The 26,186-nt window shown below is 67.9% G+C and carries 27 protein-coding genes and 1 tRNA gene; 18 read left to right on the top strand and 10 right to left on the bottom strand.

Annotated elements, in window-relative coordinates:
- Positions 1-100 precede the first annotated feature (100 nt).
- Genes ACLJK8_RS05485 through ACLJK8_RS05475 form a run of 3 tightly spaced genes read left to right on the top strand, consistent with a single transcriptional unit; the run spans position 101 to position 2,891 of the window.
- Positions 101-433: a hypothetical protein gene (locus ACLJK8_RS05485; RefSeq protein ID WP_413149096.1), complete on the top strand. Its 333-nt coding sequence runs from the start codon at positions 101-103 to the stop codon at positions 431-433.
- On the top strand, positions 346-1,293 hold the full coding sequence (locus tag ACLJK8_RS05480) for a hypothetical protein (RefSeq protein ID WP_413149095.1): 948 nt from the start codon (positions 346-348) through the stop codon (positions 1,291-1,293). The genes ACLJK8_RS05485 and ACLJK8_RS05480 overlap by 88 nt, the downstream gene beginning before the upstream one ends.
- A gap of 5 nt (positions 1,294-1,298) precedes the next feature.
- On the top strand, positions 1,299-2,891 hold the full coding sequence (locus tag ACLJK8_RS05475; RefSeq protein ID WP_413149094.1) for a recombinase family protein: 1,593 nt from the start codon (positions 1,299-1,301) through the stop codon (positions 2,889-2,891).
- Here ACLJK8_RS05475 and ACLJK8_RS05470 read toward each other — a convergent pair.
- Positions 2,859-2,932 (bottom strand) — tRNA-Gln (locus tag ACLJK8_RS05470). The genes ACLJK8_RS05475 and ACLJK8_RS05470 overlap by 33 nt on opposite strands.
- Before the next feature lie 202 nt (positions 2,933-3,134).
- Here ACLJK8_RS05470 and ACLJK8_RS05465 point away from each other — a divergent pair.
- Positions 3,135-4,037 carry a nitrilase-related carbon-nitrogen hydrolase gene (locus ACLJK8_RS05465; RefSeq protein WP_413149093.1) on the top strand — a complete coding sequence of 301 codons (903 nt, stop codon included), beginning with the start codon at positions 3,135-3,137 and terminating at the stop codon, positions 4,035-4,037.
- A 56-nt stretch (positions 4,038-4,093) separates the two neighbouring features.
- Here the strand turns inward: ACLJK8_RS05465 and ACLJK8_RS05460 are convergent, their stop codons facing one another.
- The 3 genes from ACLJK8_RS05460 to ACLJK8_RS05450 form a co-directional block, all read right to left on the bottom strand.
- Positions 4,094-4,459 carry a hypothetical protein gene (locus ACLJK8_RS05460; RefSeq protein ID WP_413149092.1) on the bottom strand — a complete coding sequence of 122 codons (366 nt, stop codon included), beginning with the start codon at positions 4,457-4,459 and terminating at the stop codon, positions 4,094-4,096.
- Positions 4,460-4,560: 101 nt separating this feature from the next.
- The gene (locus ACLJK8_RS05455) at positions 4,561-4,890 is read right to left on the bottom strand and encodes a TIGR01244 family sulfur transferase (protein ID WP_413149091.1); all 330 of its coding nucleotides are present in this window, start codon (positions 4,888-4,890) and stop codon (positions 4,561-4,563) included.
- Between the two features lie 140 nt (positions 4,891-5,030).
- The gene (locus ACLJK8_RS05450; protein WP_413149090.1) at positions 5,031-5,498 is read right to left on the bottom strand and encodes an Lrp/AsnC family transcriptional regulator; all 468 of its coding nucleotides are present in this window, start codon (positions 5,496-5,498) and stop codon (positions 5,031-5,033) included.
- Between the two features lie 138 nt (positions 5,499-5,636).
- On the opposite strand from ACLJK8_RS05450, the gene cysG reads away from it, so the two are divergent.
- The 8 genes from cysG to ACLJK8_RS05410 all read left to right on the top strand — a co-directional run bounded on the left by cysG (position 5,637) and on the right by ACLJK8_RS05410 (position 13,178).
- Positions 5,637-7,016, top strand: a complete 1,380-nt coding sequence (gene cysG / locus ACLJK8_RS05445) for a siroheme synthase CysG (RefSeq protein ID WP_413149089.1) — start codon at positions 5,637-5,639, stop codon at positions 7,014-7,016.
- A complete protein-coding gene (locus ACLJK8_RS05440) occupies positions 7,016-7,318 on the top strand; it encodes a DUF2849 domain-containing protein (RefSeq protein ID WP_413149088.1) in 303 nt (100 codons plus the stop codon). Before cysG ends, ACLJK8_RS05440 begins: the two co-directional genes overlap by 1 nt.
- Before the next feature lie 3 nt (positions 7,319-7,321).
- Positions 7,322-8,983 (top strand): nitrite/sulfite reductase, encoded by a 1,662-nt coding sequence (locus ACLJK8_RS05435; RefSeq protein WP_413149087.1) that lies wholly within the window; start codon positions 7,322-7,324, stop codon positions 8,981-8,983.
- Positions 8,973-9,713 carry a phosphoadenylyl-sulfate reductase gene (locus tag ACLJK8_RS05430; protein ID WP_413149086.1) on the top strand — a complete coding sequence of 247 codons (741 nt, stop codon included), beginning with the start codon at positions 8,973-8,975 and terminating at the stop codon, positions 9,711-9,713. Before ACLJK8_RS05435 ends, ACLJK8_RS05430 begins: the two co-directional genes overlap by 11 nt.
- 13 nt (positions 9,714-9,726) lie before the next feature.
- The gene (locus ACLJK8_RS05425; RefSeq protein WP_413149085.1) at positions 9,727-10,146 is read left to right on the top strand and encodes a DUF934 domain-containing protein; all 420 of its coding nucleotides are present in this window, start codon (positions 9,727-9,729) and stop codon (positions 10,144-10,146) included.
- 263 nt (positions 10,147-10,409) lie between these two features.
- Entirely contained in the window at positions 10,410-11,036 is a 627-nt protein-coding gene (locus ACLJK8_RS05420; RefSeq protein ID WP_413149084.1) for a queuosine precursor transporter, read from the top strand.
- 470 nt (positions 11,037-11,506) lie between these two features.
- Positions 11,507-11,929 carry an alternative ribosome rescue aminoacyl-tRNA hydrolase ArfB gene (gene arfB, locus ACLJK8_RS05415; protein ID WP_413149083.1) on the top strand — a complete coding sequence of 141 codons (423 nt, stop codon included), beginning with the start codon at positions 11,507-11,509 and terminating at the stop codon, positions 11,927-11,929.
- A gap of 94 nt (positions 11,930-12,023) precedes the next feature.
- Positions 12,024-13,178, top strand: a complete 1,155-nt coding sequence (locus ACLJK8_RS05410; RefSeq protein ID WP_413149082.1) for an AI-2E family transporter — start codon at positions 12,024-12,026, stop codon at positions 13,176-13,178.
- Positions 13,179-13,181: 3 nt separating this feature from the next.
- On the opposite strand, the gene ACLJK8_RS05405 is transcribed toward ACLJK8_RS05410, so the two are convergent.
- Entirely contained in the window at positions 13,182-14,180 is a 999-nt protein-coding gene (locus tag ACLJK8_RS05405; RefSeq protein WP_413149098.1) for an Hsp33 family molecular chaperone HslO, read from the bottom strand.
- Between the two features lie 126 nt (positions 14,181-14,306).
- Between ACLJK8_RS05405 and ACLJK8_RS05400 the strand changes: the two genes are divergently transcribed.
- Both ACLJK8_RS05400 and ACLJK8_RS05395 read left to right on the top strand, forming a co-directional pair.
- The gene (locus ACLJK8_RS05400) at positions 14,307-14,744 is read left to right on the top strand and encodes an NUDIX domain-containing protein (RefSeq protein ID WP_413149081.1); all 438 of its coding nucleotides are present in this window, start codon (positions 14,307-14,309) and stop codon (positions 14,742-14,744) included.
- Between the two features lie 5 nt (positions 14,745-14,749).
- Complete coding sequence (locus ACLJK8_RS05395; RefSeq protein ID WP_413149080.1) at positions 14,750-15,304, top strand: DUF2799 domain-containing protein; 555 nt, start codon at positions 14,750-14,752, stop codon at positions 15,302-15,304.
- Between the two features lie 21 nt (positions 15,305-15,325).
- Here the strand turns inward: ACLJK8_RS05395 and ACLJK8_RS05390 are convergent, their stop codons facing one another.
- A complete protein-coding gene (locus ACLJK8_RS05390) occupies positions 15,326-16,396 on the bottom strand; it encodes a GlxA family transcriptional regulator (protein ID WP_413149079.1) in 1,071 nt (356 codons plus the stop codon).
- 197 nt (positions 16,397-16,593) lie between these two features.
- Between ACLJK8_RS05390 and ACLJK8_RS05385 the strand changes: the two genes are divergently transcribed.
- Positions 16,594-17,202, top strand: coding sequence for a LysE family translocator (locus ACLJK8_RS05385; RefSeq protein ID WP_413149078.1), 609 nt, complete (start codon positions 16,594-16,596; stop codon positions 17,200-17,202).
- A gap of 12 nt (positions 17,203-17,214) precedes the next feature.
- On the opposite strand, the gene ACLJK8_RS05380 is transcribed toward ACLJK8_RS05385, so the two are convergent.
- Both ACLJK8_RS05380 and fghA read right to left on the bottom strand, forming a co-directional pair.
- Positions 17,215-17,700: a YaiI/YqxD family protein gene (locus tag ACLJK8_RS05380; RefSeq protein WP_413149077.1), complete on the bottom strand. Its 486-nt coding sequence runs from the start codon at positions 17,698-17,700 to the stop codon at positions 17,215-17,217.
- The gene (gene fghA, locus ACLJK8_RS05375; protein ID WP_413149076.1) at positions 17,697-18,527 is read right to left on the bottom strand and encodes an S-formylglutathione hydrolase; all 831 of its coding nucleotides are present in this window, start codon (positions 18,525-18,527) and stop codon (positions 17,697-17,699) included. The genes ACLJK8_RS05380 and fghA overlap by 4 nt, the downstream gene beginning before the upstream one ends.
- A 517-nt stretch (positions 18,528-19,044) precedes the next feature.
- Here fghA and ACLJK8_RS05370 point away from each other — a divergent pair.
- Positions 19,045-19,521 carry an SET domain-containing protein-lysine N-methyltransferase gene (locus ACLJK8_RS05370; RefSeq protein WP_413149075.1) on the top strand — a complete coding sequence of 159 codons (477 nt, stop codon included), beginning with the start codon at positions 19,045-19,047 and terminating at the stop codon, positions 19,519-19,521.
- Between the two features lie 135 nt (positions 19,522-19,656).
- Here the strand turns inward: ACLJK8_RS05370 and ACLJK8_RS05365 are convergent, their stop codons facing one another.
- Positions 19,657-21,279, bottom strand: coding sequence for an ATP-binding protein (locus tag ACLJK8_RS05365; RefSeq protein ID WP_413149074.1), 1,623 nt, complete (start codon positions 21,277-21,279; stop codon positions 19,657-19,659).
- Between the two features lie 291 nt (positions 21,280-21,570).
- On the opposite strand from ACLJK8_RS05365, the gene ACLJK8_RS05360 reads away from it, so the two are divergent.
- Both ACLJK8_RS05360 and ACLJK8_RS05355 read left to right on the top strand, forming a co-directional pair.
- A complete protein-coding gene (locus tag ACLJK8_RS05360) occupies positions 21,571-22,953 on the top strand; it encodes a M20/M25/M40 family metallo-hydrolase (RefSeq protein WP_413149073.1) in 1,383 nt (460 codons plus the stop codon).
- Positions 22,954-23,106: 153 nt separating this feature from the next.
- On the top strand, positions 23,107-24,768 hold the full coding sequence (locus ACLJK8_RS05355; protein WP_413149072.1) for an MFS transporter: 1,662 nt from the start codon (positions 23,107-23,109) through the stop codon (positions 24,766-24,768).
- A gap of 25 nt (positions 24,769-24,793) precedes the next feature.
- Here ACLJK8_RS05355 and ACLJK8_RS05350 read toward each other — a convergent pair whose 3' ends face one another.
- The gene (locus ACLJK8_RS05350) at positions 24,794-26,038 is read right to left on the bottom strand and encodes a multidrug effflux MFS transporter (RefSeq protein ID WP_413149071.1); all 1,245 of its coding nucleotides are present in this window, start codon (positions 26,036-26,038) and stop codon (positions 24,794-24,796) included.
- Positions 26,039-26,186: the final 148 nt, after the last annotated feature.

The following is a 26,186-nucleotide window of genomic DNA, read 5'->3' as shown; positions in this document are numbered from 1 at the left end:
GGCCGAGGCCTCCGTCGCGCCAGGTTTCACGTCGCTCTTGTCGTCCATGCTCTACCCCCGTTCCTCGGGAAAGTAGCGCTCGACGCTGTCTCAAGAAACCGTGCCCCGGCCCAAGAACGCCAACGGGCAGATCATTCAACGCGTTCTGAAGAACAAGGAATTGCGCATGACCTCGGCCGAGCTGGAGAAGCTGATCGCTTCCCTGCTTGATCTTCAGGACAACCGTTGCGCTCTGACTGGCATTCCCTTCCAGTTTCTCGGCCCCGAGGCCGACAAGAACCTCTTGCCCTCGCTCGATCGCATCGACAGCGCCGGGCACTATGAGGTCGGCAATCTTCAGGTGGTTTGCCAGTTCATCAACTTCTGGAAGAGCGATGGCGACAACGCCGAGTTCCAAAGGCTGCTGATGCTGGTTCGCGGCGTCGAAACATGATGACCGACTTCGCCCGCCATGTCGGCATCGACTATTCGGGCGCGGAAACGCCCACCGCGAGCCTCAAGGGCCTGCGCGTCTATCTGGCCGAGGGCGACGGGCATCCGGTGGAGGTTCTACCGCCGCCGAGCCCGCGCAAATACTGGACCCGCAAGGGCATCGCCGAATGGCTGGTGGAGCGGCTGGCCGAAGACGTGCCGACGCTGGTCGGCATCGACCACGGCTTTTCCTTTCCGTTGCGCTATTTCGAAACGCATGGACTGTTGCCCGACTGGCCGCGCTTCCTCGACGATTTCCAGCGCCACTGGCCCACCGACGAGGATCACGTCTATGTCGAGTTCGTGCGCAGTGGCGTCGCCGGCAATGGCGCGGCGCGTTCGGGCAATGCCCGCTGGCGCCGGCTGACCGAGGAGCGCGCGGGCGGCGCGAAGTCGGTGTTTCACTTCGATGTTCAGGGATCGGTGGCGAAATCGACCCATGCCGGCATTCCCTGGCTGCGCTTCATTCGCCAGCGCCTCGGCGCCCGCGTCCATTTCTGGCCCTTCGACGGCTGGGACGTTCCGGCCGGGCGCTCGACCGTCGCCGAGGTCTATCCGGCGCTGTGGTCGCGCGGCTTCGCCAATGAGGGCCGCACCGGCGATCAGCACGACGCCTTCAGCATAGCCGCCTGGCTTTCGCGCGCCGATCGCGACGGGAGCCTCGCGGCTTTCCTCAAGCCCGATCTGTCGCCGCCCGAACGCACGCTGGCGCAGGTGGAGGGCTGGATACTTGGCGTCCCCGGCTTGATCCGCGCAAGCAAACGGCGCGATGGTTCTACCGAGGCGAATGCTTGCGGTTCGGTTGTGTTTAGGTTACACTAAACGATATGAAAAGATCCACCAAGTCCGCGCCCGCCGCCGATCCTGCCCGCAAGCAGGCGGTGATCTATGCCCGCGTCTCCTCGAAGGAACAGGAAAAGGAAGGCTTCTCGATCCCGGCCCAGCTGAAGTTGCTCAAGGAATACGCGGCGGCGAACGACTTCGCCGTGGCGCAGGAATATGTGGATGTGGAGACTGCCAAGCAGACCGGTCGCGTCGCCTTCGGCGAGATGGTCGCCTATCTCAAGGCGCATCCGTCCGTCCGCGTCGTGCTTGTCGAGAAGACCGACCGACTCTATCGCAACCTCAAGGATTGGGTGACGGTCGATGAACTCGACGTGGAAATGCACTTCCCGAAGGAAGGCGTAGTACTTTCGCGCGAGTCGCGTTCCTCGGAAAAATTCATGCACGGCATCAAGGTGCTGATGGCGAAGAACTACATCGACAACCTGTCCGAGGAAGCCCGCAAGGGCATGCAGGAGAAGGCTGAGCAAGGCATCTGGCCAACCAAGACGCCGCTCGGCTACCGCAACGTCACCGGCCCGGACGGCAAGAAGATCATCGCCGTCGAACCGACGCTGGCGCCGATCGTCGCCAAGCTTTTCGATTGGTATGCGCGGGGCGACATCTCGCTGAAGGAAGCTGCGCGGAAGGCGCATGCGGCGGGCCTCACCTATCCCAAGAGTGGCGCCAAGGTGCCGGTGAGCACGGTGCACACGATCCTCCGCAACCGGCTCTATACGGGCTGGTTCGAATGGAATGGCAAACTCATTCAGGGCAAGCACGAGGCGCTGGTGCCGGTCGAGCTGTGGGAGCGTGTGCAGGGCGTGCTCGACGGGCGCTTCGCCAGTAAGGCCAAGCGCGGCAAACACGACTTCGCCTTCTCGGGCCTAATTGCCTGCCACGCCTGCGGCTGCGCCGTCGTCGGCGAGATCAAGAAGCAGCGCTACGTCTATTATCACTGCACCGGCTACGCCGATAAGTGCCAGGGTAATCCGGCTTCGTGCCGCCGCAAATATGTGCGCGAGGAAGCGCTCGAAGCGCAGTTCACCGAAATGCTCGGGCGGCTGCGCTTCGACGACGAGGTTCTGGAATGGGTGCACGACGCGCTGCATGCCAGTCACGCCGACGAGCGCCGAGAGCACGAGGAGGCAATCAAGCGGCATCAAGCAGAATACAATCGGCTGAACGATCGCATTCACGCGATGTATGTCGATAAGCTCGATGGGGTGGTGGATAGAGTCTTCTACGATCGAATGTCGAACCAATGGCGTGAGGAGCAAGCACGCTGCCAGCGCGAGATCGAACGGCACCAGAACGCCGATAAATCCTACCTAGACGAGGGCGTTACGCTTCTAGACCTCGCCCGCAACGCCCAACGGCTGTTCGCAAGCCAGCAACCGCGCGAAAAACGCCGCCTGCTGAACTTCGTGCTATCGAACTGCACTTGGGAGTATGGTGAAGTCGTCGCCACTTTCCGTCAACCGTTTGATCTGCTTGCTGAAACGGCAACCGTCGCCGCGCGCATCGAGGCGGCTGAAACACCGAAATCGTCGAAACGCGAAATTTGGCTGGGGAACCTGGATTCGAACCAGGACTAACGGAGTCAGAGTCCGCTGGTCTACCGTTAACCTATTCCCCAATCGACCGGCGCCGTAATAGGCGTCCCGGCGGGAAAGATCAAGCGCGGCGCCGGGAAAAATTCGCGCGGGTTTCGCGGGCCGCTCGGCCTCGTCCCGGCGGCGCCGGCGCGGCCCGGGGGGTTTGCGGGGGGCGGGAACGCGCTATTGTCCGCTTCCGAGCATGGGTCCGACACCGGGCCGGGACATGGGGAAGGTATCCGGATGAAGATCGCCGCGGCCGCCTATCCGATCGATTGGCACAATCGCTGGAACGAATACGTCGGCAAGCTGCGGGTCTGGGTTCGGGCCGCAGCCGAGAATGGCGCCGATCTGCTGGTCTTCCCCGAATACGGCGCCATGGAGCTCGCCAGTCTCGCGCAGGAGGCCAATGCCAGGGATGCGGGCAAGGCGGCGGAGGCGGTGGCGGCGAGGGCGAAGGATGTGGACGAGTTGCACGCGAGCCTCGCCCGCGAGTTCGCCGTTCATATCGCCGCGGGGTCGGCGCCGATGCATCAGGGCAAGGCGCTGGTGAACCGGACGCGCCTTTTCGCGCCCGATGGCGGGTCCGGCTTTCAGGACACGCAGTCGCTGACTCCCGCCGAACAGGATCTCGGCATGGTTCCGGGAGAGGGTGGGCGGGTCTTTGACACCGTGCTCGGCAGGATCGGCATTCTGGCCGGCCGGGACGCCTCGATCCCGGCGCTGGCGCGGGACATGGCGGCGGTGGGGGCGGAGATCCTGCTGGTACCCGCCGGCGCGTCATCGCCGCTCGGCTACTGGCGGGCGCGGATCGCCGCGGCGGCCCGCGCGGTCGAGACGCAGAGCGTGGCGGTGCTCGCGGTGCGCGTCGGCGACACGGACTGGCTCGCGGGGGCGCGGCGGCATGTCGGCGCGGCCGCGGTGCTCACGCCGCCCGAGGAGAAGCTGCCGGAGGACGGGGTCGTCGCGGCCGGCAAGATGAACGCCGAGGGCTGGGTTTATGCCGAGGTCGATCTCGAACCGCTCCGGGCCGCGCGAAACCGTCGCGCGACCGCGGACCCGGACCTGTTCGCCGCGCTGAGCCAGAGTTTCGGCCCGGTGGAAACCGTTCGGCTCGGCGGGGCTCCGGCCGCGCCCCGCGCCTGATCCCCTGATACGCGCCTCTCCCCTGTCCGTGAGACCCGCGGGAAGCGGTCCGCGCCTCAGACGAGGGAGCTCGGGGCGCCGGCCACTCGGGATGCGATCCCGGCCCGCGTCCTGGCTCGCATCCTCCGCGCCCGCATCTCGCGAGATCGCCGGGCGAGGGTCAGCATGCAGACCTGGCCGCGCAGCGCGCGGTCGGCGAGTTCGATGGCGAGCACGAGATCGAACACGCAGGTCCGCCGGCCCGGCTCCCCGTCCCGCGGGGCCTCGGCGATCTGGTCGAGCAGCACCCGCTCGTATTCCGCCGGCGTCCAGCGGGGCCAGCCGAACCGGGGCGCGGCAGCGGGCAGATCCTCCGCCACCATCCGATGCCAGACGGCGCGCACGGTGGCTTCGCACAGACGCGGCGCGTGATGTCCTCCCATGACCGATCCGACCCTTCCGCTGGCCTGTTCCGCTGGTTTCTCCACGACCAACTAGGGCGCGGGCCGACCGAGGACAGGGACCCGGGGTGCGATCTTTGGTCTCAGCCCTTCAGCATCGCCCAGAGCGTGCGACAGCGGGTGCCGGAGCGGCAATAGGCGAGGACCGGTTCGGGCAGTTCGCCCAGTGCTTCCTCGAAGGCGGTCACGTTCTGCGGCGCGACGCCCCCCGAGATGACCGGGACGAAGGCGAAGGCGAGGCCGCGCGCCTCGGCCTCGGCGCGGATCTCGGCGACGGGCGTCTGATCCGGGCTCTCGCCGTCGGGGCGGTTGCACATGATCGAGCGATATCCCAGCGCCTCGATCTCGGCGACATCCTCGACCGTGATCTGGGTCGAGACGCTGTATTCGGGCGTGATCCTCGTGATGGTCATGGCTTCCCCGTTCTGGCCGTTCTGGCCGCTGTGTTCTGGCCGTTGCCGCGCTCGGCGAGGCCACGGAGATACAGCCCCGCGCGCGCCTTTTCAATAACGCCCGATCGCGGGCGGCCGATCCCCGCGAGCCCGCATCGGGACTACTCCGGGAGTGGCAGTTCGGTCGTGCTCTTGATCACCTCCATCGACAGCGACGAGGTGACGTTGAAGATGCTGACATCGCGGATCAGCGAGCGGTAGAAATCGTCGTAGGCGCGGGCATTTGGCACCTGTACCTTCAGAATGTAGTCGATGTCGCCGGCGAGGCGGTGCGCTTCCACCACCTCGGGTCGGGCCTTGACCGCGCGCAGGAAACGCTCCAGCCAGTCGGCGTCGTGCTGCGCGGTCCGGATCAACACGAAAAAGCAACTCTCCAGTCCGACCTTCTCCGGATCGAGAAGCGCCACCTCGGCGCGGATCACGCCGGAGGCCCTGAGCTTGCGGATCCTGTTCCAGACCGGGGTCTTGGAAGCACCCACCTTCCGGGCGATCTCATCGAGAGAGAGGCTCGCGTCGCGTTGCAGGAGCGAAAGGATATTCCGGTCGAGATCGTCGAAAGCGGCCGCCATTCGCCTCTGCCCCTCAGCTCGCGGAGATTTTCCAAGCTCACCGGATAATGCAGGACATTCTTCCTTATTTGAAGCCGGACATTGAGAAAATGGGGGAAAAAGTTCTATCTTGGGGGTCAGAGCAGTGAGGTGGAATCCATGCGGCACTTTCCGGTTTTCCTCGATACGCGCGGCAAGTCGGTCGTGGTTTCCGGCGCGGGTGAAACCGCGGTTGCGAAACTGCGCCTGCTGATGCGGACCGAGGCCCGGATCGCGGTCCATGGCGCGGAGCCCGCCGAGGAGGTGGTCCGCTGGGCCGCCGAGGGCCGGATCGCGCTCACCGAGGCGCCGCTCGCCGAGGTCGGCGGTGATGCGCGCCTGGTCTACGCCGCGAACGCCGATCCCGTGGAGGATGCCCGGGTAGCGAAGCTCGGCCGCGAGGCGGGCGTGCTCGTCAACATCGTCGATGACCTGACCTCCGATTTCATCACCCCCGCGATCGTCGATCGCGACCCGGTGACCGTCGCGATCGGGACCGAGGGCGCGGCTCCGGTCCTGGCGCGCAAGATCAAGGCCGAGGTCGAGGAACTGCTGCCGAGCTCGCTCGGCCTGCTCGCCCGGATCGGCCAGTCCTTCCGCGCCAGGGTCGAGGCGCTCGATTCGCGGGCCCGCCGCGCCTTCTGGACGCGCTTCTACTTCGAGCGGGGGCCGCGCGCCGTCGCAGCCGGGTCCGAAGCGGTCTCCGAGACACTGGAAACGATGCTGACCGAGGGCGTGGCCGCGACGAAGGGTTTCGTGCATCTCATCGGAGCGGGGCCGGGCGACCCGGAACTCCTGACGATGAAGGCGCGTCGCCTTCTGCACGAGGCCGATGTGGTGATCCATGACCGGCTGGTGCCGGCGGAGATCCTCGAGCTCGCCCGGCGCGAGGCGCGGGTGATCGAGGTCGGCAAGATCGCCTATGGCCCGTCCTGGAAGCAGGAAGACATCAACGCTCTCCTCGTCCGCGAGGCCGGCGCCGGCGCGACCGTCGCGCGGCTCAAGGGCGGCGACGCGGTGCTGTTCGGCCGGCTCGACGAGGAGATCGAGGCGCTGGAGGCGGCGGGCATCGGCTACGCGATCGTTCCGGGCATCACCTCGGCGAGCGCGGCGGCGGCGACGATCGGCCAGTCGCTGACGCGGCGCGGCCGCAATGCCAGCCTGCGGTTCCTGACCGCGCATGACATGAACGGATTCGCCGATCACGACTGGCGCGACCTCGCGAAGCCGGGGGCGACGGCGGCGATCTACATGGGCGTGAAGGCCGCGGCCTTCATCCGCGGCCGGCTCCTCATGCACGGCGCGGCCACGGCGACGCCCGTCACCTGCGTCGAGAATGCGAGCAGACCCGACCAGCGGGTGATCGCGACGACGCTCATCGACCTGCCCGAGGCGCTGGCGGAGGCCTGTCCGACCGGTCCCGTGATGATCCTCCTCGGCCTCGAACCCCGCGCGGCCCTCGCCGCCGCCGAACTCAACGAATTCAAGGAAGCACTCTGATGGCGCCCCGGGCATTCAAACCGCAGATGGCGACGGGCAACGACCTGCTCGAAGGCGATGTCGTCTATTTCACCGCCGAGGGCGGCTGGTCGCGGCATATCGCCGAGGCGGCCATCGCCCGCGACAAGGAGGCGGCGGACGACCTGATCGCCCGGGCCGGGGCCTTTCCGAACCAGGTGGTCGGGGTCTATCTGACCGATGTCCAGATCGACGGCGACGGCCACGCGGCCCCCGCCCATTTCCGTGAGGATTTCCGCACCCGCGGCCCCTCGAACTATCCCCAGCACCAGCGCCAGGCGTAAGCGATGTACGATTATACCGATTTCGACCGTGAATTCGTGAACGCCCGCGTGGAGGAATTCCGCGAGCAGGTGGAACGCCGGCTGACCGGCAGCCTCTCCGAGGAGGAGTTCCTGCCGCTCAGGCTCCGCAACGGGCTCTATCTGCAGCTCCATGCCTATATGCTGCGGGTCGCGATCCCCTATGGGACGCTCAACAGCCGCAAGATGCGCCGGCTGGCCGATGTCGCCGAGAAATGGGACAAGGGCTACGGCCATTTCACCACGCGGCAGAACATCCAGTACAACTGGCCGAAGCTGCGCGAGGTGCCGGACATCCTGCTCGCGCTCGCCGATGTGGGCATGCACGCGATCCAGACCAGCGGCAACTGCATTCGCAACGTGACAGCGGACCATTTCGCCGGCGCCGCGGCGGATGAGATCGAGGACCCGCGCCCGACGGCGGAGCTGATCCGGCAGTGGTCGACCGACCATCCGGAATTCAACTGGCTGCCGCGCAAGTTCAAGATCGGCATCACCGGTTCGCCGAACGACCGCGCGGTGACGAAGTCGCATGACATCGGCCTGCGCATGGTCCGGAACGAGGCGGGCGAGCCCGGCTACGAGGTCTGCGTCGGCGGCGGTCTCGGCCGCACCCCGATGATCGCCAAGGTGGTCCGCGACTTCCTGCCGAAGGAGGATCTGCTCCCCTATCTCGAAGCGATCCTGCAGGTCTACAACCTGTTCGGACGCCGCGACAACAAGTTCAAGGCGCGCATCAAGATCCTCGTCCACGAGACGACGATCGAGGTGATCCGTGAGCGGGTCGAGGCCCAGTTCATCGAGAACAAGCGGTTCATGCCGACGGTCTCCGCCGAGCTCGTGCGCGAGATCGAGGCGGCTTTCGCCCCGCCCGCCTTCGAACCCGCGCTCGACGCGCCGGCGCCGATCCTCTCGGCCGGGCTGCGCGCCTGGATCGACACCAATGTCAGCGCCCACAAGCTGCCGCATTACGGTATCGCCACGATCTCGCTGAAGCCGATCGGCGGCACGCCGGGCGATGCGACGGCGGAGCAGATGCGCCTGATCGCCGATCTCGCCGAGGAATACGCCCACGACGACATCCGGATCAGCCACGAGCAGAACGTGATCCTGCCGCATGTGCCGCGTCGCCATCTGCCCGCGATCTATGCGCGGCTGAGGGAGGCCGGGCTCGCCACGGCGAATGTCGGGCTGATCTCGGACATCATCGCCTGCCCGGGCATGGACTATTGCGCGCTCGCGACCGCCCGCTCGATCCCGATCGCGCAGGAGATCGCCGAGACCTTCGCCGACATCGACCGGCAGCGCGACATCGGGCCGCTGAAGATCAAGATCTCGGGCTGCATCAACGCCTGCGGCCATCACCATGTCGGCCATATCGGCATCCTCGGTCTCGATAAGGCCGGCGTCGAAAGCTATCAGGTGACGCTCGGCGGCGATGGCACGGAAACGGCGGCGGTCGGCGAGCGCGCGGGTCCGGGCTTCTCCTACGAGGAGATCGTCCCGGCGGTGGAGCGGCTGATCGAAGCCTATCTCGACAACAGGCTGGAGCCGGGGGAGGACTTCCTGGCCGCCTACAGGCGCCTCGGTCCGGAGCCGTTCCGGGCGGCGCTCTATCCGCGAGAGGAGCGTTCCGATGCTGCATGAACGCGAAACGCTGCGCGTGATCCGGCCGGCCGACCAGGTCGAACGGCTGCGCACCACCTATGAGGGCGCCTGGGGCCCCGAGGTGCTTCAGGTCGTCCTGGACGAGTTTCCGGGGCAGGTGGCGCTCGTCTCCTCCTTCGGGGCGGAGGCGGCCGTGCTCCTGCACATGGCGGCTCAGGTCGACCGCGACATGCCGGTCCTGCTCGTCGACACGCTGATGCTGTTCCAGGAGACGCTGGACTATCAGAAGACGCTGTCGGCGCATCTCGGACTGCGCAATGTCCAGCACATCCGGCCCAATCCGCTGGATCTCGCGCGGGTCGATCCGAATGGCACGCTGCACCAGCGTGACACGGACAGCTGCTGTGACATCCGCAAGGTCCTGCCGCTCGAACGGGCGTTGGAACCCTACGCGGCGCTGGTCTCTGGCCGGAAGCGCTATCAGGCCGCGACCCGCGCCAAGCTCGAAGTGTTCGAGGTCGATGGCGCGCGTCTCAAGGTCAATCCGCTCGCCGGCTGGTCGGCGTCCGACCTGCGCACCTACATGGATGTGAACGAACTGCCGCGGCATCCGCTGGTGGCGCAGGGCTATCCGTCGATCGGCTGCGCTCCCTGCACGACCAAGGTCGCGCCGGGCGAGGACCCGCGCGCGGGCCGCTGGCGGGGCACCGAAAAGGTCGAATGCGGCATCCATTTCGGCTCGGATGGCCGCATCCAGCGCGCCTCCTGACAGAAGAGACACCATGACCGTTCTTGTGACCGACACGGGCTTCTCGCCCGACCCCTGGGCGGGGGCGGAGTTCGTCGCCTATGACGCGCTGGCCGCCGATCCGGAGACGCCGGGGCAGGGGCTCGCCGTGGACATGCCGAACGACCGCGACCCCGCGGCGCTGGCGCCGTTCTTCGGGCGGATCGCGATCATTCGCGTGGCCTTCCCCGGCATGGCCGACGGCCGCGGCTTCTCGATCGCCCGCCGCCTCAGGGCGATGGGCTATACTGGCACGCTCCGCGCCTTCGGCCCGATCGTGGTGGACCAGGCGCGCGCCGCCCGCCGCGTCGGCTTCGACGAGATCGAATTGCCGGAAAGCGTGGCGGCGCGGCAGCCCGAGGAACTCTGGCGTTCGCGGCCCGCGGCCTCCTACCGGACGCAGGTTTTCGGCTGAGGCTCCACGGCCCGGTCCGACGTTGAACGAATGCCCGCTGGCCGCGCCGGCGGGCATTCTCGTTCCCGCCCGCGAGACGCGGGCGCCGGGAGGACGGGGCGTGCCGGTTACAGCGCCGGAACCCCCGGAAGATCGCGAGGGGCGGATGCCGGGCCAAGGTTCGACTTGCGGCGGGAGCGGGATTGGTCTAAGGCCGCGCGGTCCCGCCGGATCAGCGCGCGGGCCGGAAGTCTCCGCGACCTTCCCTAAAAAACGGACCCGTTATGAAGAACAGCTTCCTGCTCGGCGTGATCGCGATGGCGATCGTCGTGCTTGCCTCGAACATCCTGGTGCAGTTCCTCTTCGGCCAGTGGCTGACCTGGGGCGCCTTCACCTATCCCTTCGCCTTCCTGGTCACGGATCTGATGAACCGGCTGCACGGCCCGGCCGCGGCCCGGCGCGTGGTCTACGCGGGTTTTCTCACCGGCCTCGTCTGCAGCCTGATCGGCACGCAGATCGAGGGGCAGTTCGGCCCGCTCGTCAGCCTGCGCGTCGCGGTGGCCTCGCTCAGCGCCTTCCTGATCGGCCAGCTTCTGGACGTGACGGTCTTCAACCGGCTCCGCGCCGGAAGCTGGTGGCGCGCGCCGCTCGTTTCGAGCACGCTCGGCAGCGTGGCGGATACCGTCATCTTCTTCTCGCTGGCCTTCGCGGCGAGCCTCGCCTTCATCGCGCCCTCGGTCGATGTCTCCTGGGCGAACGAGCCTGTGCCGTTGCTGGGTCATGGCCCGGTGATGCCGCTCTGGGTCAGCCTCGCGATCGCCGATTTCTCGGTCAAGTTCGCGATCGCGATCTTCGCGCTCGCACCCTTCCGGATCGCGCTCTGGAACTGGCAGCCCGGCGCGGCGAGGTGAGCTCCGCGAAGCGAGCCCGGCGAGGCAAATACCGCGAGGTGAATTTAGCACTTGCCTTTCGCGCGAACGGTGGCACCATCAGAGTCAACCGAAACCAGCGAAAGGAGGTGATCCAATGTCTGATAGGGCCTTGGAGCTTGTGGCCGGTTTAACGCGCGAGGTGATCGCCTGAGAGGCAGTCCTCTCGGGAAGAGAGCCAGCGAGGGTTAGGCCCGATCGGCCAGCCTCCAAGTTCTGCACAAATCGGGGGTCGCGGTTCGCCGCGGCCCCTTCGCTTTGCCGCGGGGCGAATGTCGAGGCGGGATGGAGGCTCGGCCCCCGGACGCGCGGGGCGAGGTACCGAACGCGGGGAACCGAACACGGGAACCGAGCGCGCGTACCGGAAGCGGAGCACCGAACAGGGCGCATGAAACAGGATGCGCGGAACGCGGCGCGGGGAAGAAACGGGCACGGAACACGGAAACACGAGGATGCTGAGGATCAACGACCGGATCGCGATCGCCGACTGGGAGCTCGCCGAGAGCTTCACCCGCGCCTCGGGACCGGGTGGGCAGAACGTGAACAAGGTCTCGACGGCGGTCGAGCTCCGGTTCGAGGCGGCGCGCTCCCCGCATCTCACCCCGGAGGTCAAGGCGCGGCTGCGCCGTCTCGCCGGGCGGCGCTGGACGGGGGAGGGGGCGCTGATCGTGACCGCCGAGACCCACCGCTCGCAGGCGCTGAACCGCGAGGAGGCGCGCGAGAAGCTGCGCGCCCTGATCCTCGCCGCGCTGGAGCGCCCGAAACCCCGCCGTCCGACCCGTCCGACGCTCGGGTCCGTCCGGCGGCGGCTCGATACCAAGACGCATCGCGGCGCGCTCAAGGCGTCGCGCGCGCGGCCGTCCGAGGAGACATGACCGCGTGACCGATGGGCGCGGCGGTGAGATCCTCGTTCCACAACCGCGCGCGTCGTGATAGCTCCGACTTCGCAACAGCGAAATGGAGCCGCCGGTGAAGGACTGGTTCCCCCGCCTGGTCTACGGATTGGCCTTCGCCCTCATGATCGGCTGGGTCCTGTCGATCGGGCGCACGGTGATCCTGCCCGTGGTCGCGGGCCTCATCGTCGCCTATGTCGTGGTCGGCCTCGCGGAACTGCTCGGCCGGCTGCCCGGGTTGCGCGCGCGGGCGCCGGTCGGCCTGCGCTACGCGCTCGCGGTGCTCGTCATCGGCCTGACCCTCGCCGGGATCGGCTTCCTGATCGTGACCAATGTCAACGAGATCGCCGAGACCCTGCCGCGCTACCAGGAGCGGGTGCTCACGCTCTTCCAGGCGCTCGCCGAGACCTTCGGTTTCGAGGCCGAGCCCGACTGGGAGGCGATCCAGCGCGACGTGCTCGGCCGGATCGACATCCGCGCGGCGGTCGGCGTCACGGTCGCCACCGCCTCCTGGATCGCGGCGACCCTGATCGCCGTGGTGATCTACGCCGGCTTCATCCTGTCGGAACGGGAGAGCTTCCGGCGCAAGATCGCGCTCATGTCGAGCGAGCCGGAACGGGTCGCGCGCATCCAGCAGGTGCTGCGCGAGATCAACAGTTCGATCGGCGCCTATCTCGGGATGAAGACGCTGATCAATGTCGTGCTCGGCCTCGTGAGCTACGCGGTCCTCTGGTCCTACGGCATCCCCTTCGCCGCCTTCTGGGCGATCCTGATCGGGTTGCTGAACTACATCCCCTATATCGGGAGCTTTCTCGGGGTGCTGCTGCCGTCCTTCCTCGCGATCGCGGAACTCGGCGCGTTCTGGCCCGTGGCGGGTTTCGTGCTGGCGATGACGGCGATCCAGTTCACGATCGGAAATTTCGTAGAACCCTTCGTCATGGGCAATTCGATGAACCTGAGCCCGCTCGTCATCCTGATCAGCGTCGTGGCCTGGGGCGGCCTCTGGGGCATCGCGGGGGCGCTTCTGTCGGTGCCGATCACCGCGATGTTCGTCATCATCTTCGCCCAGTTCCCTGCGACCCGGCCGATCGCCATCCTGATGTCGAAGGATGGCACGATCCTGAGTCCGGGGCTCGGTCGTGGTCGAAACCCGGGCCGCGACCCTGGCCAAGAAACGGGCCATGACGCTGGTCAGGACCCTGGCCTTGGCGCGGCGCGGCGCGGGCGCTGAGCATCAGGCCTGCGGGTCCTCGGTCCGGATGCCGAGTTCGTCGGGCACGAACTCGTAATGCGCGCCGCAGAACTGGCAGTCGGCGGTGATCTTGCCCTCCGGCGTCGTCATCGTCCCGAGTTCCTCGGGCGTGTAGATCGAGAGCGACTGCACGACCTTCTCCGGACCGCAGGTGCAGCCGAACCGCACGGGCTGCGAGTTGTAGACCCGGGGCGATTCCTCGTGGAACAGGCGGAGCAGCAGCTGGTCCGGGCCGACATGCGGGCCGATGAGCTCGGTCTCCTCCACGGTGCCCAGAAGCGTCACCGCGCGGTTCCAGTTCTCCGCTTCCGCGCCGTCCAGCATGTCCTCGGGCGCCAGAAGCCCGTCGAAGCCGGTCGCCTCCTGTTTCGCATGCGGCGAGGCGGCGGGCATGTGCTGCAGCATCACGCCACCTGCCCGCCAGCGCGAAGGCTCGCCCGGCACCGTCGCCTCTCCCATCGCGAGCGCGAAACGGGTCGGAATCTGCTCGGACTGGGCGAAATAGGTCTCGGCGCAGTCGGCGAGCGAGCGGCCCGCGAGCGGGGTGATGCCCTGATAGGGCTGCGTGCCCGGTCCCTGATCGATCAGCATCCCGAAAAGACCAGAGCCGAGCAGCGCGTAGGGGCTCGCCGCGCCCGCTTCGGCCGCGAGCGCCTCGGCGTCGAAACCGGCATAGGCGCGCATCCGCGCCGGCTCACCCTCGCTGGGCGGGCCGAAGTAGTCGGTCGCGACGAGCCGGATCGGTCCGTCGCCGCGAAGCTGCAGGCTGAGCCGCCAGCCCGGTCGGATCGTCTGGCCGATCAGCGCGGTGATCAGCGTCGCCTCGGCGACGAGCGCGGCGACGGGGGCGGGGTAGGAATGCTGCGAGAGGATGGTGTCGAGCACGGAGTCGAGCCGTGCCACCCGGCCCCGCACATCGGCGCGGTCGAGTTGAAAGGGCAGGATGGTATCGTCCCAGGCGATGCGGCCGGCGAGTGTCATGGTCTTGTCCCGATGGCTGTTGCCCAGCACATAGGCGCTCTCCTTCGCGAGTTCAAACGCTTGGCGGAACACGCTCGCGGCCTCTCGCCGCTTCCTCCCGCCGTGCCGCGCGCTATGATGCGGCCCATGCGAAGATTCGGCTCCTCCCTCGACCCCCGCCGGACCTATACCGACCGGCCCGGCGTCTATGCCGTGATCCGGCGCGGGGATGATCTGCTCCTGACCAAGCAGGCGGGTGATCCATCGGAACTGCAGCTTCCGGGGGGCGGGCTCGATCCGGGCGAGGGGGCGCTGCGTGCGATGCATCGCGAATGCCTCGAGGAGACCGGCTGGACGGTCCGCCCGATCCGGCGGCTCGGCGTCTACCAGCGCTACACCTACATGCCGGAATACGATCTCTGGGCACGGAAGGTCTGTCACATCTACCTCTGCCGGCCCGGGCCGCGCCGCGGGCCGCCGCGCGACGGGCAGCACAAGGCGGTCTGGATGCCGATCGGCGCGGCGGTCGGGGCGCTCAGCATCGACGGGGACCGGCATTTCGCCGGCCTCGCGGCGCGGGCGTAGCGGTCATGCGCCGGCGCTCCTCGGGCTACGTGGTGCTCGGCCTCCTCGGGGGCCTCCTCGCCGGTTGCGCGAGCCTGTCGGAGGAAGCCTGCCGCGCCGGCGACTGGCGCGGCATCGGCTATTCGGATGGGGCCGACGGACGCTCGGAGGACTACGTGTCCGCCCATGCCAAGGCCTGCGCGGAGGTCGGCATCACCCCCGATTTCGCGGCCTGGCGCGCGGGGCGGGACGCGGGTCTCGGGGCCTATTGCACACCCCGGCGGGCCTACGCGGCCGGACGAAGGGGCGACCGGTTGAACCCGGTCTGCCACGGCTTCGACCAGCGCGAATTGGCCCGGGCGAACTACGCGGGCCTGCGCGAATACGAGATCAACCGCGACATCGACCAGGTCGAGGACCAGATCCGCGCGGCGAACTGGCGGATCGACGAGTTGCGCGACGGCGACACGTCGAAAGCCGACCGCTCCGAGATCCGCCGGTTGCGGCGCGACATCGAACGCTGGCGGCGCGAACTCTACCGGCTCGATACCGAACGGCGGTTCGGTCCGATGTGGCATTGAGCCACGCGGCGACGCGAGGTTTCACCAGGCCGATTTGCCCATGACGAGGCTTTCGAGATCCATCCGGATCGTGTCCTGTACGGCATCCCCGACGGTCCTGGCGTGGTCCGGCCCGAAACTGGCCCGATAGACGCTCGGCGAGACCGCGAGCCTGCGTTCGAAGGCACGGCGCAAGGTCGCCGCGGAGCCGAAGCCGCTCTTCGACGCGACCGTCTGGATCGTGAGTTCGGAGGTTTCGAGCAGCCGGCGTGCGAAGTTCAGCCGCACGTCCTCGATGTAGCGCGAGATCGTTCCATTCGTCACCTGCTTGAAGCGCCGGATCAGGCTGCGTTCGCTCATGGCCGCGAGGTCGGCCAGCCGGCGCATCGAATGGTCTCCACCCGGATGCTCCCAGATGTGAAGCTGCACGCGCCGGATGCGCGGGTCCTCGGTCGCTTCCGCCATCAGTTGCGCGCTGAACTGCGACTGCCCGCTCTGCCGCCGCAACACGAGCACCATGAAGCGCGCGACATCGAGGGCGAGCTGACGTCCGAAATCGGCCTCGATCAGCGCGAGCGAGAGATCGATGCCCGCGAGCATCCCGGCGGATGTCCAGAACTTCCCGGAATTGACGAAGATCGCGTTCGGCTCGACCTGCTCCGCCATCGTCCGGTCGGTTTCGAGCCGCCTCGCTTCGAGCCAATGGGTGGCGACACGGTGCCCCTTCATCACGCCGGAGGCGAGCAGCACGGTGGAACCGGTGCAGACAGACCCGAGGCGGTCGCAGCGCGGTTCCAGCCGCCGGATCCAGGCGAGGAGCGCGCTGTCCTCCGAGGCCGCGAAACAGCCGGGACCGCCGGCGATCAGCAGCAGGTCGATCCTGTCCGGGAGATCCGCGCATCCGCGGCTCGGCTTGATTTCGAGGAAGCCGCCGGCCACGGGAACCGGCGCCCCGTCGATGGAGACCGTCATCAGGTGGTAGAGGCGCTGGCCGGTCAGAAAATTCGCGATCCCGAATGACTCCAGCGGACCGCAGACGTCGACCGAGGCGACCCGGGGGTAGAGCAGGACCGCGACCTGGCGCGGTCTGATCGGCGGCGAGGCGGTGGTCACAGGCGAGTCCTTTCCCGTCGAATCGCCCGGGAGCCGAAAAGGCCCGCTGTGGAGATCCGAAGGCCGGTTCCGGTAACGACGAACATTCGAGGCCAGATGACTAACACGGGACGCCAAAATCTCCCAGCGGATCTGGTAGAGCGCTCGCCCGCGGAGCCAGAATCGCGAATTGAAGAAATCGAGTAGTGGTAAATGTCATGGAAGCGTCCGCGGTTCTGACCTACATGACGACATTGGCGGCGCTGACACTGACTCCGGGACCACTCGTTGCTTTGATCGCCGCGCGATCGGCTCAGGAAGATCGGCGGGGCGCCTGCGCGCTCGCCCTCGGGATCTGCGCGGCCGATGTCGTGGTTGTCATCGCGGTCAGCGTCGGCTTCGGGATCTGGCTTCAGGCCCATCCGGGGCTGCTGTCTGTCGCGAAATATCTCGGGGGCGGCTATCTGCTCTGGGTGGCGTGGCGGATGTGGCTCTGCTCGGAGGCGGTCGGCGGCGCCCCGGCGCCCGTGCGCGGACATGCCGCTTCGGTCCTCGCCGGGTTTGTCATCTGCCTTGGCAATCCGCAGACCGCCGCGGTCTATCTCGCACTGCTGCCCCGGGTCATCGACCCCGCCGCGGTTCGCCTGGTGGACACCGGCCTGCTGGTCCTGGCGACGACCATCGCCCTGTTCGGGGTCTTCCTGATCGTCATTCTGCTCGCGGGGGCCGCGCAGAAGCTCCTCCGGTCACCGGGCGGCGCGCTCCTCTGGAGCCGGCTCATGGCCTTCGCCGTTGCTTCATCGGCCATCTGGCTCTGCCTCCCCTAGTTCGCGCGGCCTTCATGCCGTTCCGTGACCGGCCGGAGGACTTGGGTGAGAACTCGGCCGGGCAAGGGAGCGCAGTTCGCGTTCGAGCGCTTCGAGGAAGCGGGAGCGGTCCGCCGGGCGGAAGCCCTTGCCGCCACCCTGACGGAACGGGTCCGCGGCGCGGAGATCGGCCATCAGATCGCGCGTCGCGAGCTTTTCGCCGATGTTGCGCGCGGTGAAGAGCGTCCCGTCATGCGCGAGCGCCAGGGCGCCCGCCTCGACCACGCGCGCGGCGAGCGGCACGTCGACGGTGACGCAGATGTCGTCGGGACCGATCCGGTCGGCGATCCACTTGTCCGCCGCGTCCGCGCCCTGATCGACGACCACGACCCGGGCGAGCGGGTGCCGGCTCGGCCTGATCCCGCCATTGGCGACGTAGACGACCTCGACACCGTGCCGCTCGGCGACGCGCAGAACCTCGTCGCGCACCGGGCAGGCATCGGCGTCGACATAGATCATGCGTAGAGCGCCTCGGCGTGGAAGGTCACGTGATCCTCCATGAAGCTCGCGACGAAGAAATAGCTGTGATCGTAGCCGGCCTGCATGCGGAAGGTCGCGGCCTGCCGACGTTCGGCGATCGCCGCCGCGAGCGCCTCGGGCTTCAGGAGCTCGAGGAACTGGTCGTTCGTCCCCTGATCGATCAGAAGGTGCCCCTTCCAGCCCTTGTCGCGCAGCAGCAGGCTCGAATCATGCGCGTACCAGGCATCGCCCTCGGGCCCGAGGTAGGCGCCGAGCTGCTTGCGTCCCCAGTCCGAACTGCTCGGGTTCGCGATGGGCGCGAAGGCCGAGACGGAGCGGAAGCGATCCGGATAGGTGAGCGCGATCGTCAGCGCGCCGTGGCCACCCATCGAATGCCCGGTGATGCCCTGCGCCCCTTCCTCCAGTTCGAATTCGCGGAAGAGCAGCCTTGGCAATTCCTCGGTCACATAGGACCACATCCTGAAATGCGGCGCCCAGGGCTTCTCGGTCGCGTCGACGTAGAAACCCGCGCCCTGCCCGAGATCATATGCCTCGTCATTGGCCACGCCCTCGCCGCGCGGGGAGGTGTCGGGAAAGACGAGCGCGATCCCCTCGCGCGCCGCCCAGCCCTGCGCGCCGGCCTTGGTCATCGCGTTCTCGTGCGTGCAGGTGAGGCCCGAGAGATACCAGAGCACCGGCACCGGGCCCTGCTTTGCCTGCGGCGGCATGTAGACGGCGAAGGTCATGTCGCAGCCGCAGGCCTCCGAGGCGTGCGTGTATACGCCCTGGGTGCCGCCAAAGGCCGCGTTCTCGGAAACCGTCTTCATTCCCTGTTCCTCCCTCGGGTCCGTGGTCATCCCATANCGTGTATACGCCCTGGGTGCCGCCAAAGGCCGCGTTCTCGGAAACCGTCTTCATTCCCTGTTCCTCCCTCGGGTCCGTGGTCATCCCATAGCATCGCGCGCGGCCGGGTCAAACCGGGTCGACCCGTGTGCGACCCCGCCGCGCCGGGCGCCATCGGCAGCGACGCTATCGCAACAGCCGGGGCGGGTTCTCTTGGCCAATGGTCGAAGGCACGGTCGCCCGCCGCGATGTCGGGGCGTGCCGGCGCGTGAGAGGAGATGGACGTACCGACCTCATATCGCGCGAAATACACCCATAGCGTGCATTTTCGCTTGCCTGATGCCCTCGATTCCCGTTAATCAACCATTAGTAGTATAACTGCCTGATATTTCTGAACGATTCGCCGATTCGTTCGGAGAAATGCGATCATGAAATGTATTGATTGAAATACATATTATGAATCGTGGAGCATAAGACGCCTTGTTCTGAAAGGAGAATGAATTGAGTTGGCTGGTTGACGTCGAATTCAATTCGAGCCCCATCGAGGGGACTGGAGTATTCGCAGCGCGTCCCATCAAGGCCGGAACCCGGCTATGGCAGTTCGACGATGCCATGCATGTCTGCGACGCCGCCGCGCTGGCCCGGCTGAGCGACGAGGATCTGGCCTTCGCATTGCACGGCGGCTATCTGCACGGACCCTCCGACCTGTTCCTCTGGTATCGGGACGGAATGCAGTTCATGAACCACGCGCCGGGCCGCGCCGCCAATGTCGGGCTCGGGTTCTGGCCCGAGCTCCGGCAGGACCACTGCGTCGCCCTGCGTGACATCGCGGCGGGCGAGGAGCTGTTCGAGGACTACACCTTCTGGTCCTGCGCGGGCCTAGAGTCGGGGCACTGGCTTCACCCGTTCTACATGCGCGGGGGCAGGCGCCATCATCGGTTCCTGAAGAGCCTCCGGACCGAGCGGGTCGCCGCCTGAGCGAGCCTGAGCTCCACGCCCTTGGCCGGGATGCCCACCGCCGGGCCCCCGCCGGACCGTTGCGAGGCCGCGGTCCGACCTTCGCCAGCGGATGAGAGGGACCGGCGCTGCCCGCGGCGGCCGCCTCTCCGGTCATCAGGCGGCGTCGAGATCGCCGGCGGCCCCGCCCGCGACGTCGAAGGGCGCCGTGAAGACGAAGGTCGAGCCTTCCCCGAGCCGGCTTTCGACCTCGATCCGGCCCCCCATCATCCGCGCGAGCGACTGACTGATCGCGAGGCCGAGGCCCGTGCCCTCGGCCGATCGGGTGGCGGAACTGTCCACCTGATAGAACCGCTCGAAGATCCGCGGCAGGGCGGCTTCCGGGATGCCGCGGCCGGTGTCGGCCACGCTGACCATGAGCCGCCGCCCGGCTCCCTCGCTCCGCGCCTCCGCCCGCAGGCTGACGCCGCCCTGGTCGGTGAACTTCACCGCGTTGCCGAGCAGGTTGGTCAGGATCTGGCGGAAGGCGCGGCCGTCGCCCATGAGCTCGAGCTCCGCCAGCGGCCCGAAATCGGCGCTGAAGGTGACTTCCTTCTTCGCCGCCGCGACCCGGATCATCTCGGTGACATCGCGCAGGATCGGGCCGGGCCGGAAGGGGGCCGCCGAGAGCGTCCGGTTGCCATGCTCGATCCGGCTGAGGTCGAGCAGGTCCGAGATCAGTGCCATCTGCGTGTTCGCCGAGCTGAACAGGATCTCCAGCAACTCCCGCTGCTCCGCGTCGAGCGGGGTCGTCCGCAGGAGCTGGGCGACGCCGAGGATGCCGTTCATCGGCGTACGCAACTCGTGGCTGACGTTCGAGAGGAACTCGCTCTTGCTGCGGTCGGCGGCCTTGGCGGCGTCGAGCGCGTCCTCGAGCCGCTCCGCCGCGCGGACCGCCGAGCGGGAGCTGACGAGGCCGATCACCGCGACGACGCCGAGTGCGATGGTGAGCGGCGGGCCGACTCGGCGCAGGATGCTCGCGCCCGGCCGGGGTGCCGACCAGACCACATGGGCGATCACCGCGCCCGTTTCGTTCCGGAGCGTGAGCGAGGCGGTGTCGGCCGGCGGGGCCGCGCCGGTTTCGAGCCGGATATCGTCGATGAGAAGCTCGCGGCCGATATGGGCGAGGCGTTCCCCCGCCAGCCGGTAGCCGTGGATCTGCTGCGCCAGATCCTCCGGCGCGACGCCTTCGGGCACGCCATCGACCGGCCGGACCGGCGCCACCGAGAAGATCCAGGGCACGCCGTCCATCTCGGCGAGGAGGGTGCGCGACGTCTCGTGTGCGAGATCCTCCGGTCGGAACTCCCGGAGGATGCGGTCGAGGAGCTCCGGAGGCAGAACGCCGGTCTCGCCCTCCCGGGGCGATCCCTCCCGCCAGGTCAGCGGCGGACCGCCACCCGGGGGGACGATCTTGATCAGATCGACGGTGCCGATCTCCGCCGCCGCGCTGCCGATGTTGCGATAGATCCAGTCGATGTCATTGTCGCGGATGCGCTCGAAAGCCTCGTCCCAGATCGAATAGTCGCTCACCAGCGTGCCCAGGCGGGTGCGGAGCGCCTTGATGCCGCTCGACACCAGTTCCTGCGAGGAGACGCGGGCGAGGGTGTTGTGCTCCGCGGAGATCCAGGCGGTCGCCGAGATCACGACGAGAAACAGAAGCCCGAGCCCGGTCGCGTGCAACGCCGCGAGCCTGCGGGACAGGCCGAGTATCCGAGCGCCGTCTTCGCCTTCGACGTTCACGCTGCCATCCTCCGAGCGCAACCCCTGCGTGTAGTTTGAGCGACTATCAAGCGCGGTCTCCGATTATGCAACACCTGTGGTTGCGACGTTCGGGCAAGATTCCGCCGCGGGCGTTGGCGCGCGCCGAACTTCGCCGAGCACGTTCGCCGCCGCGCCTTTTTCCGCTGGCCGGCGCGCACCGTTGCGCTAGGCTCGGGCCGCGCCGGCCACCGAAGGAAGAATGGGTGTCCGGGCGATACCAGACCCGCCCGCCCATGCCCATATGGACGGGCAAAGACGCGGAGTGCCGGAATGTCCGACCTGGAGGCTGTCCTCGCCCATATCGATGCCGATCAGTCGGCGGCCCTCGACCGGCTGTTCGCCCTGCTCGGCATTCCGTCGATCTCGACCGACCCCGCCTATGCCGGGGACTGCGCGCACTGCGCGGAGACGGTCACCGCCGACCTCGCCGCGATGGGGTTCGAGGCGCGCGCCTGCCCGACCGCGGGGCATCCGATCGTGGTGGCGCATAATCGCGCCGCCTCCGGCCGCTCGGTGCTCTTCTACGGCCATTACGACGTGCAGCCGGTCGATCCGCTCGACCTCTGGGACCGGCCGCCGTTCGAGCCCGCGATCGAGACACTCGGCGATGGCACCAAGGTCATCCGTGCGCGGGGGTCCTCGGACGACAAGGGGCAGTTCATGACCTTCGTCGAGGCCTGCCGGGCGTGGGTCGCGGTGACGGGCGGCCTGCCGATCCCGGTTTCGATCATGCTCGAAGGCGAGGAGGAATCGGGAAGCCCGAGCCTCGCGGCCTTCCTCGCCGAACACGGCGAGGAGTTGCGCGCCGATCTCGGCCTGATCTGCGACACCGGCATGTGGGACGCGGCGACTCCGGCGATCACGACGATGCTGCGCGGGCTCTGCGGCGAGGAGATCGTGATCCGGGGCGCGAGCCGCGACCTCCATTCCGGCATGTACGGCTCGGCGGCGGCGAATGCGAACCATGTGCTCGCCCGCGTCCTGGCGGATCTCCGCGACGATCAGGGCCGGGTGGCGATCCCCGGCTTCTACGATGGCGTGCCGGAGATCCCCGACTCGCTCCGCGAGCAGTGGGAGGCCCTCGATTTCGATGTCGCGGAATTCCTCGGCGGCGTTGGCCTCGCGGTCCCGGCGGGCGAGGCAGGCCGATCCGCGCTCGAGATGATCTGGGCGCGCCCGACGGCGGAGGTGAACGGCATGGGCGGCGGCTATCAGGGTGCTGGGTTCAAGACCGTGATCCCGGCCGAGGCGCGAGCCAAGGTGTCGTTCCGCCTCGTCTTCGACCAGGACCCGGACAAGATCCGCGCCGCCTTCCGCGACTTCGTGAGAGCCCGGATTCCGGCGGATTGCACGGTGGAGTTCCATCCGCACGGCAACGGGCGCGCGGTCGCCTTCGACACGGCGAACCGGGCCTTCGCCGCCGCGCAGCGGGCGCTCTCCGAGGAATGGGGCAGACCCGCCGCTTTCATCGGCGCCGGCGGGTCGATCCCGATCGCGGGCGATTTCAAGAACAAGCTCGGCATGGATGTCATCCTGACGGGCTTCGGCCTCGATGACGACGGAATCCACAGCCCAAACGAGAAGTACAATCTCGAGAGCTTTCACAAGGGCATCCGCTCCTGGGCACGCATCCTCGCCGCGCTGGCGGAATAGCCCGGCGCCTTCCGGTCGTCTTGCGCCCGCCGCGCTCCGGACCGCGCCGCGCATGAGGTGGTCCCGGCACCCACCGGCGCGCGAGGGTGGTTGCTCCGGCTCGCGCGATGGGCAACATGCGGGCGGCGGGACGCGGGAGAGGAGATCAAGGTGATGGACGACAGCCCGGAGCGGGACGCGCCGCCCGCCGCCCTCGGTCCATTCAGCCACCGAACGTTCCGCGAGATCTGGGTGGCGAGCATCGCCTCGAACCTCGGCGGCCTCATCCAGACCGTCGGCGCGGCCTGGATGATGACCTCGCTCACCAGCGAGGCGGATATGGTCGCTCTGGTGCAGGCCTCGACCACGCTGCCGATCATGATCTTCTCGCTGACCGCCGGCGCGATCGCCGACAATTTCGACCGGCGCAACGTGATGATCGTCGCGCAGATCTTCATGTGCCTCGTCTCGATCGGGCTTGCCACCGTCGCCTATCTCGACGGGCTCTCGCCCTGGCTGCTGCTCGGCTTCACCTTCCTGATCGGGGCGGGGACGGCGCTCAACAATCCGTCCTGGCAGGCCTCGGTCGGCGATATCGTGCCGCGCTCCGACCTGCCGGCGGCGGTGGTGCTGAACAGCGTCGGCTTCAACATCACCCGCAGCGTCGGCCCCGCGATCGGCGGCGCGATCGTCGCCGCGGGCGGGGCGGCGGCCGCCTTCGCGGTCAATGCGCTGAGCTACTTCCCGCTGCTCCTCGTGCTCGTGCGCTGGAAGCCGAAGGCGGAGAAGCGGGTGCTCCCGCGCGAGACCATCGGCATGGCGATGGGCGCGGGGCTGCGCTATGTCGCGATGTCGCCCAATATCGGCAAGGTCCTGCTGCGCGGCCTGGTCTTCGGCATCGGCGCGATCTCGGTGCAGGCGTTGCTCCCGGTCGTCGCGCGCGATCTGGTCTCGGGCGGTCCGCTCACCTACGGTCTCCTGCTCGGGGCCTTCGGCGTCGGCGCGCTGGGCGGCGCCTATCTCGCCGCGCCGCTGCGCGCGAAACTGTCGAGCGAGGGGATCGTGCGTCTCGGCTTCGTCGCCTTCGCGCTCTGCACGGTGATCGTGGGGCTCAGTTCCAGCGCCTGGCTGTCTGGCGCGGGGCTCTTGCTCGGCGGTGCGAGCTGGGTCCTGAGCCTCTCGACCTTCAACGTGACCGTGCAGCTCTCGACCCCGCGCTGGGTCGTCGGCCGGGCGCTCGCGCTCTATCAGACCGCGACCTTCGGCGGCATGGCAATCGGAAGCTGGGTCTGGGGCGAAGTCGCGGAGGCGACCGATCCCCGGACCGCGCTCTTCGTCACGGCGGGGGCGCTGCTCGTGGGCGCGCTGATCGGCTTCGTCTTCCGCCTGCCGGACCGGACCGAACTCAACCTCAACCCTCTGAATCGCTGGCGGATGCCCGATATCGCGATCGACCTCAAGCCGCGCAGCGGTCCGATGGCGATCGTGATCGAATATCGGATCAGGCCGGAGGACGAGGCGGAGTTTCTCGACGCGATGATCGACCGGCGCCGCATCCGCCGCCGCGACGGCGCGCGGCACTGGATGCTGATGCGCGACATCAGCGACTCGCGCATCTGGATCGAGACCTATCAGACACCGACCTGGATCGAATACGTACGCTACAACCAGCGCGTCACCCATGCCGACGCGGTGGTGGGGGAGCGGCTACGCGCGCTCCACGACGGAGAGGAGCCGCCGCGGGTGCATCGCATGGTCGTGCGTCAGGTCGCCTGGATGCACGAGGAGCCGCATCACCTGGAGGGGGGCATGCACCACCATCATCATCCGCACTGAGCGCCGGCCCCCCGCGGTTGGGGCCTTACGCGGGGCGGGAATGGCCCGTTCCGAACAGACGCCCCCGCTCGACGATGAGCGTGATGATGACGCCCCCGACCCCGAAGATGGCGAAACCGGCCAGCAGCGGCCCGACCGTGCCGTCGAACTGCTGCCCGATGATGAGGCCGAAGAAGGCGGCGAGGCCGGTCGTGACCGCGCCGACGAAGGAGGAGGCGGTGCCGGCGACCCGGCCCATCGGCTCCATCGCGAGCGCGTTGTAGTTCGGCATGACGAGGCCGAAGCAGAACAGGCAGCCGGAGAGGATGACGAGGAAGACGGGCAACGGCGGAGTGCCGATCATGAGGAAGAGCCCGTAGTGCATGAGCGAGAGCGTGGCATAGCCGATGATCGCCGCGTGGCCGAGCCGGCGCGAGCCGATGCGCATGACGAACCGGCCGCTCACGAAGGCCGCGATGGCGAGTGCGATGGCGCAGGCGCCGAACAGGATCGGGAAGAGCGCGCCCACGGCGTAGACATCCTCGAAAACCTGCTGGGCCGAGTTGATGTAGCCCATGAGCGAGCCGAAGAGCACGCCGGTCGCGAGCGTATAGCCGAGCGTCTGGCGATTGGTCACCGTCTCGCGGACCGCGCCCCAGAGCCAGGCGATGGTCAGCGGCTCGCGCGTTTCCGCCGGATGCGTCTCGGGGAGCCGGGCGAAACTCCAGGCCAGGATCGCGAGCGCGAACAGGCAGAGGAAGGCGAAGATCAGGTGCCACGAGCCCATGAGCAGGAACAGGCCGCCGAGCGAGGGGGCGATCACCGGCACGATGATAAAGACCATCATCACGAAGGACATCACCTCGGCCATCCGCCGGCCTTGGAAACTGTCGCGCGTCATGGCAACGGCGACGATCCGGGGCGCGGCATTGGCGACTCCCTGCACGAAGCGGGCCGCCAGAAGCGTGGAAAAACTGTCGGCGATGAGGCACCAGAAGGCGGCGAGCGCATAGGCGGCGAGTCCGATGAGCAGGATGGGCCGGCGGCCGTATCGGTCGGAGATCGGGCCCATGAAGAGCTGGCCGAGCGCGAAGCCCGCGACATAGGTGACGACCACGAGCTGCTGCGCGTTCACGTCGGCGAGGCCGTAATCGGCGCGGATCTGCGGCAGCGCGGGCAGCATGATGTCGACGGAGAAAGCCGTCAGCGCCATCAGGCAGGCGGTCAGGGCGACGAATTCGGGAAGGCCCGGCAGGCCTGATACCTGGGGCTGGGACTCGGACTGAGACATGGGACTTTCGCAGGACAAACGGGCGGGTGAGGTCCGGCGCCGGGCCTCCCCGCTCGGAGATAGACCATCGGGCGCCGAAAGCCAGCCTTTTTTCCCGGCCATGGGTCACAGCGATACGGACCGGTCGCGGGCGGCCGAGGCAGGCTCG

The organism is Amaricoccus sp. W119 (genome assembly GCF_047275745.1).
Classification (GTDB): domain Bacteria; phylum Pseudomonadota; class Alphaproteobacteria; order Rhodobacterales; family Rhodobacteraceae; genus Amaricoccus.
Note: the sequence above shows the minus strand (reverse complement) of the source record. Positions and strands in the feature narration are given on the sequence as shown.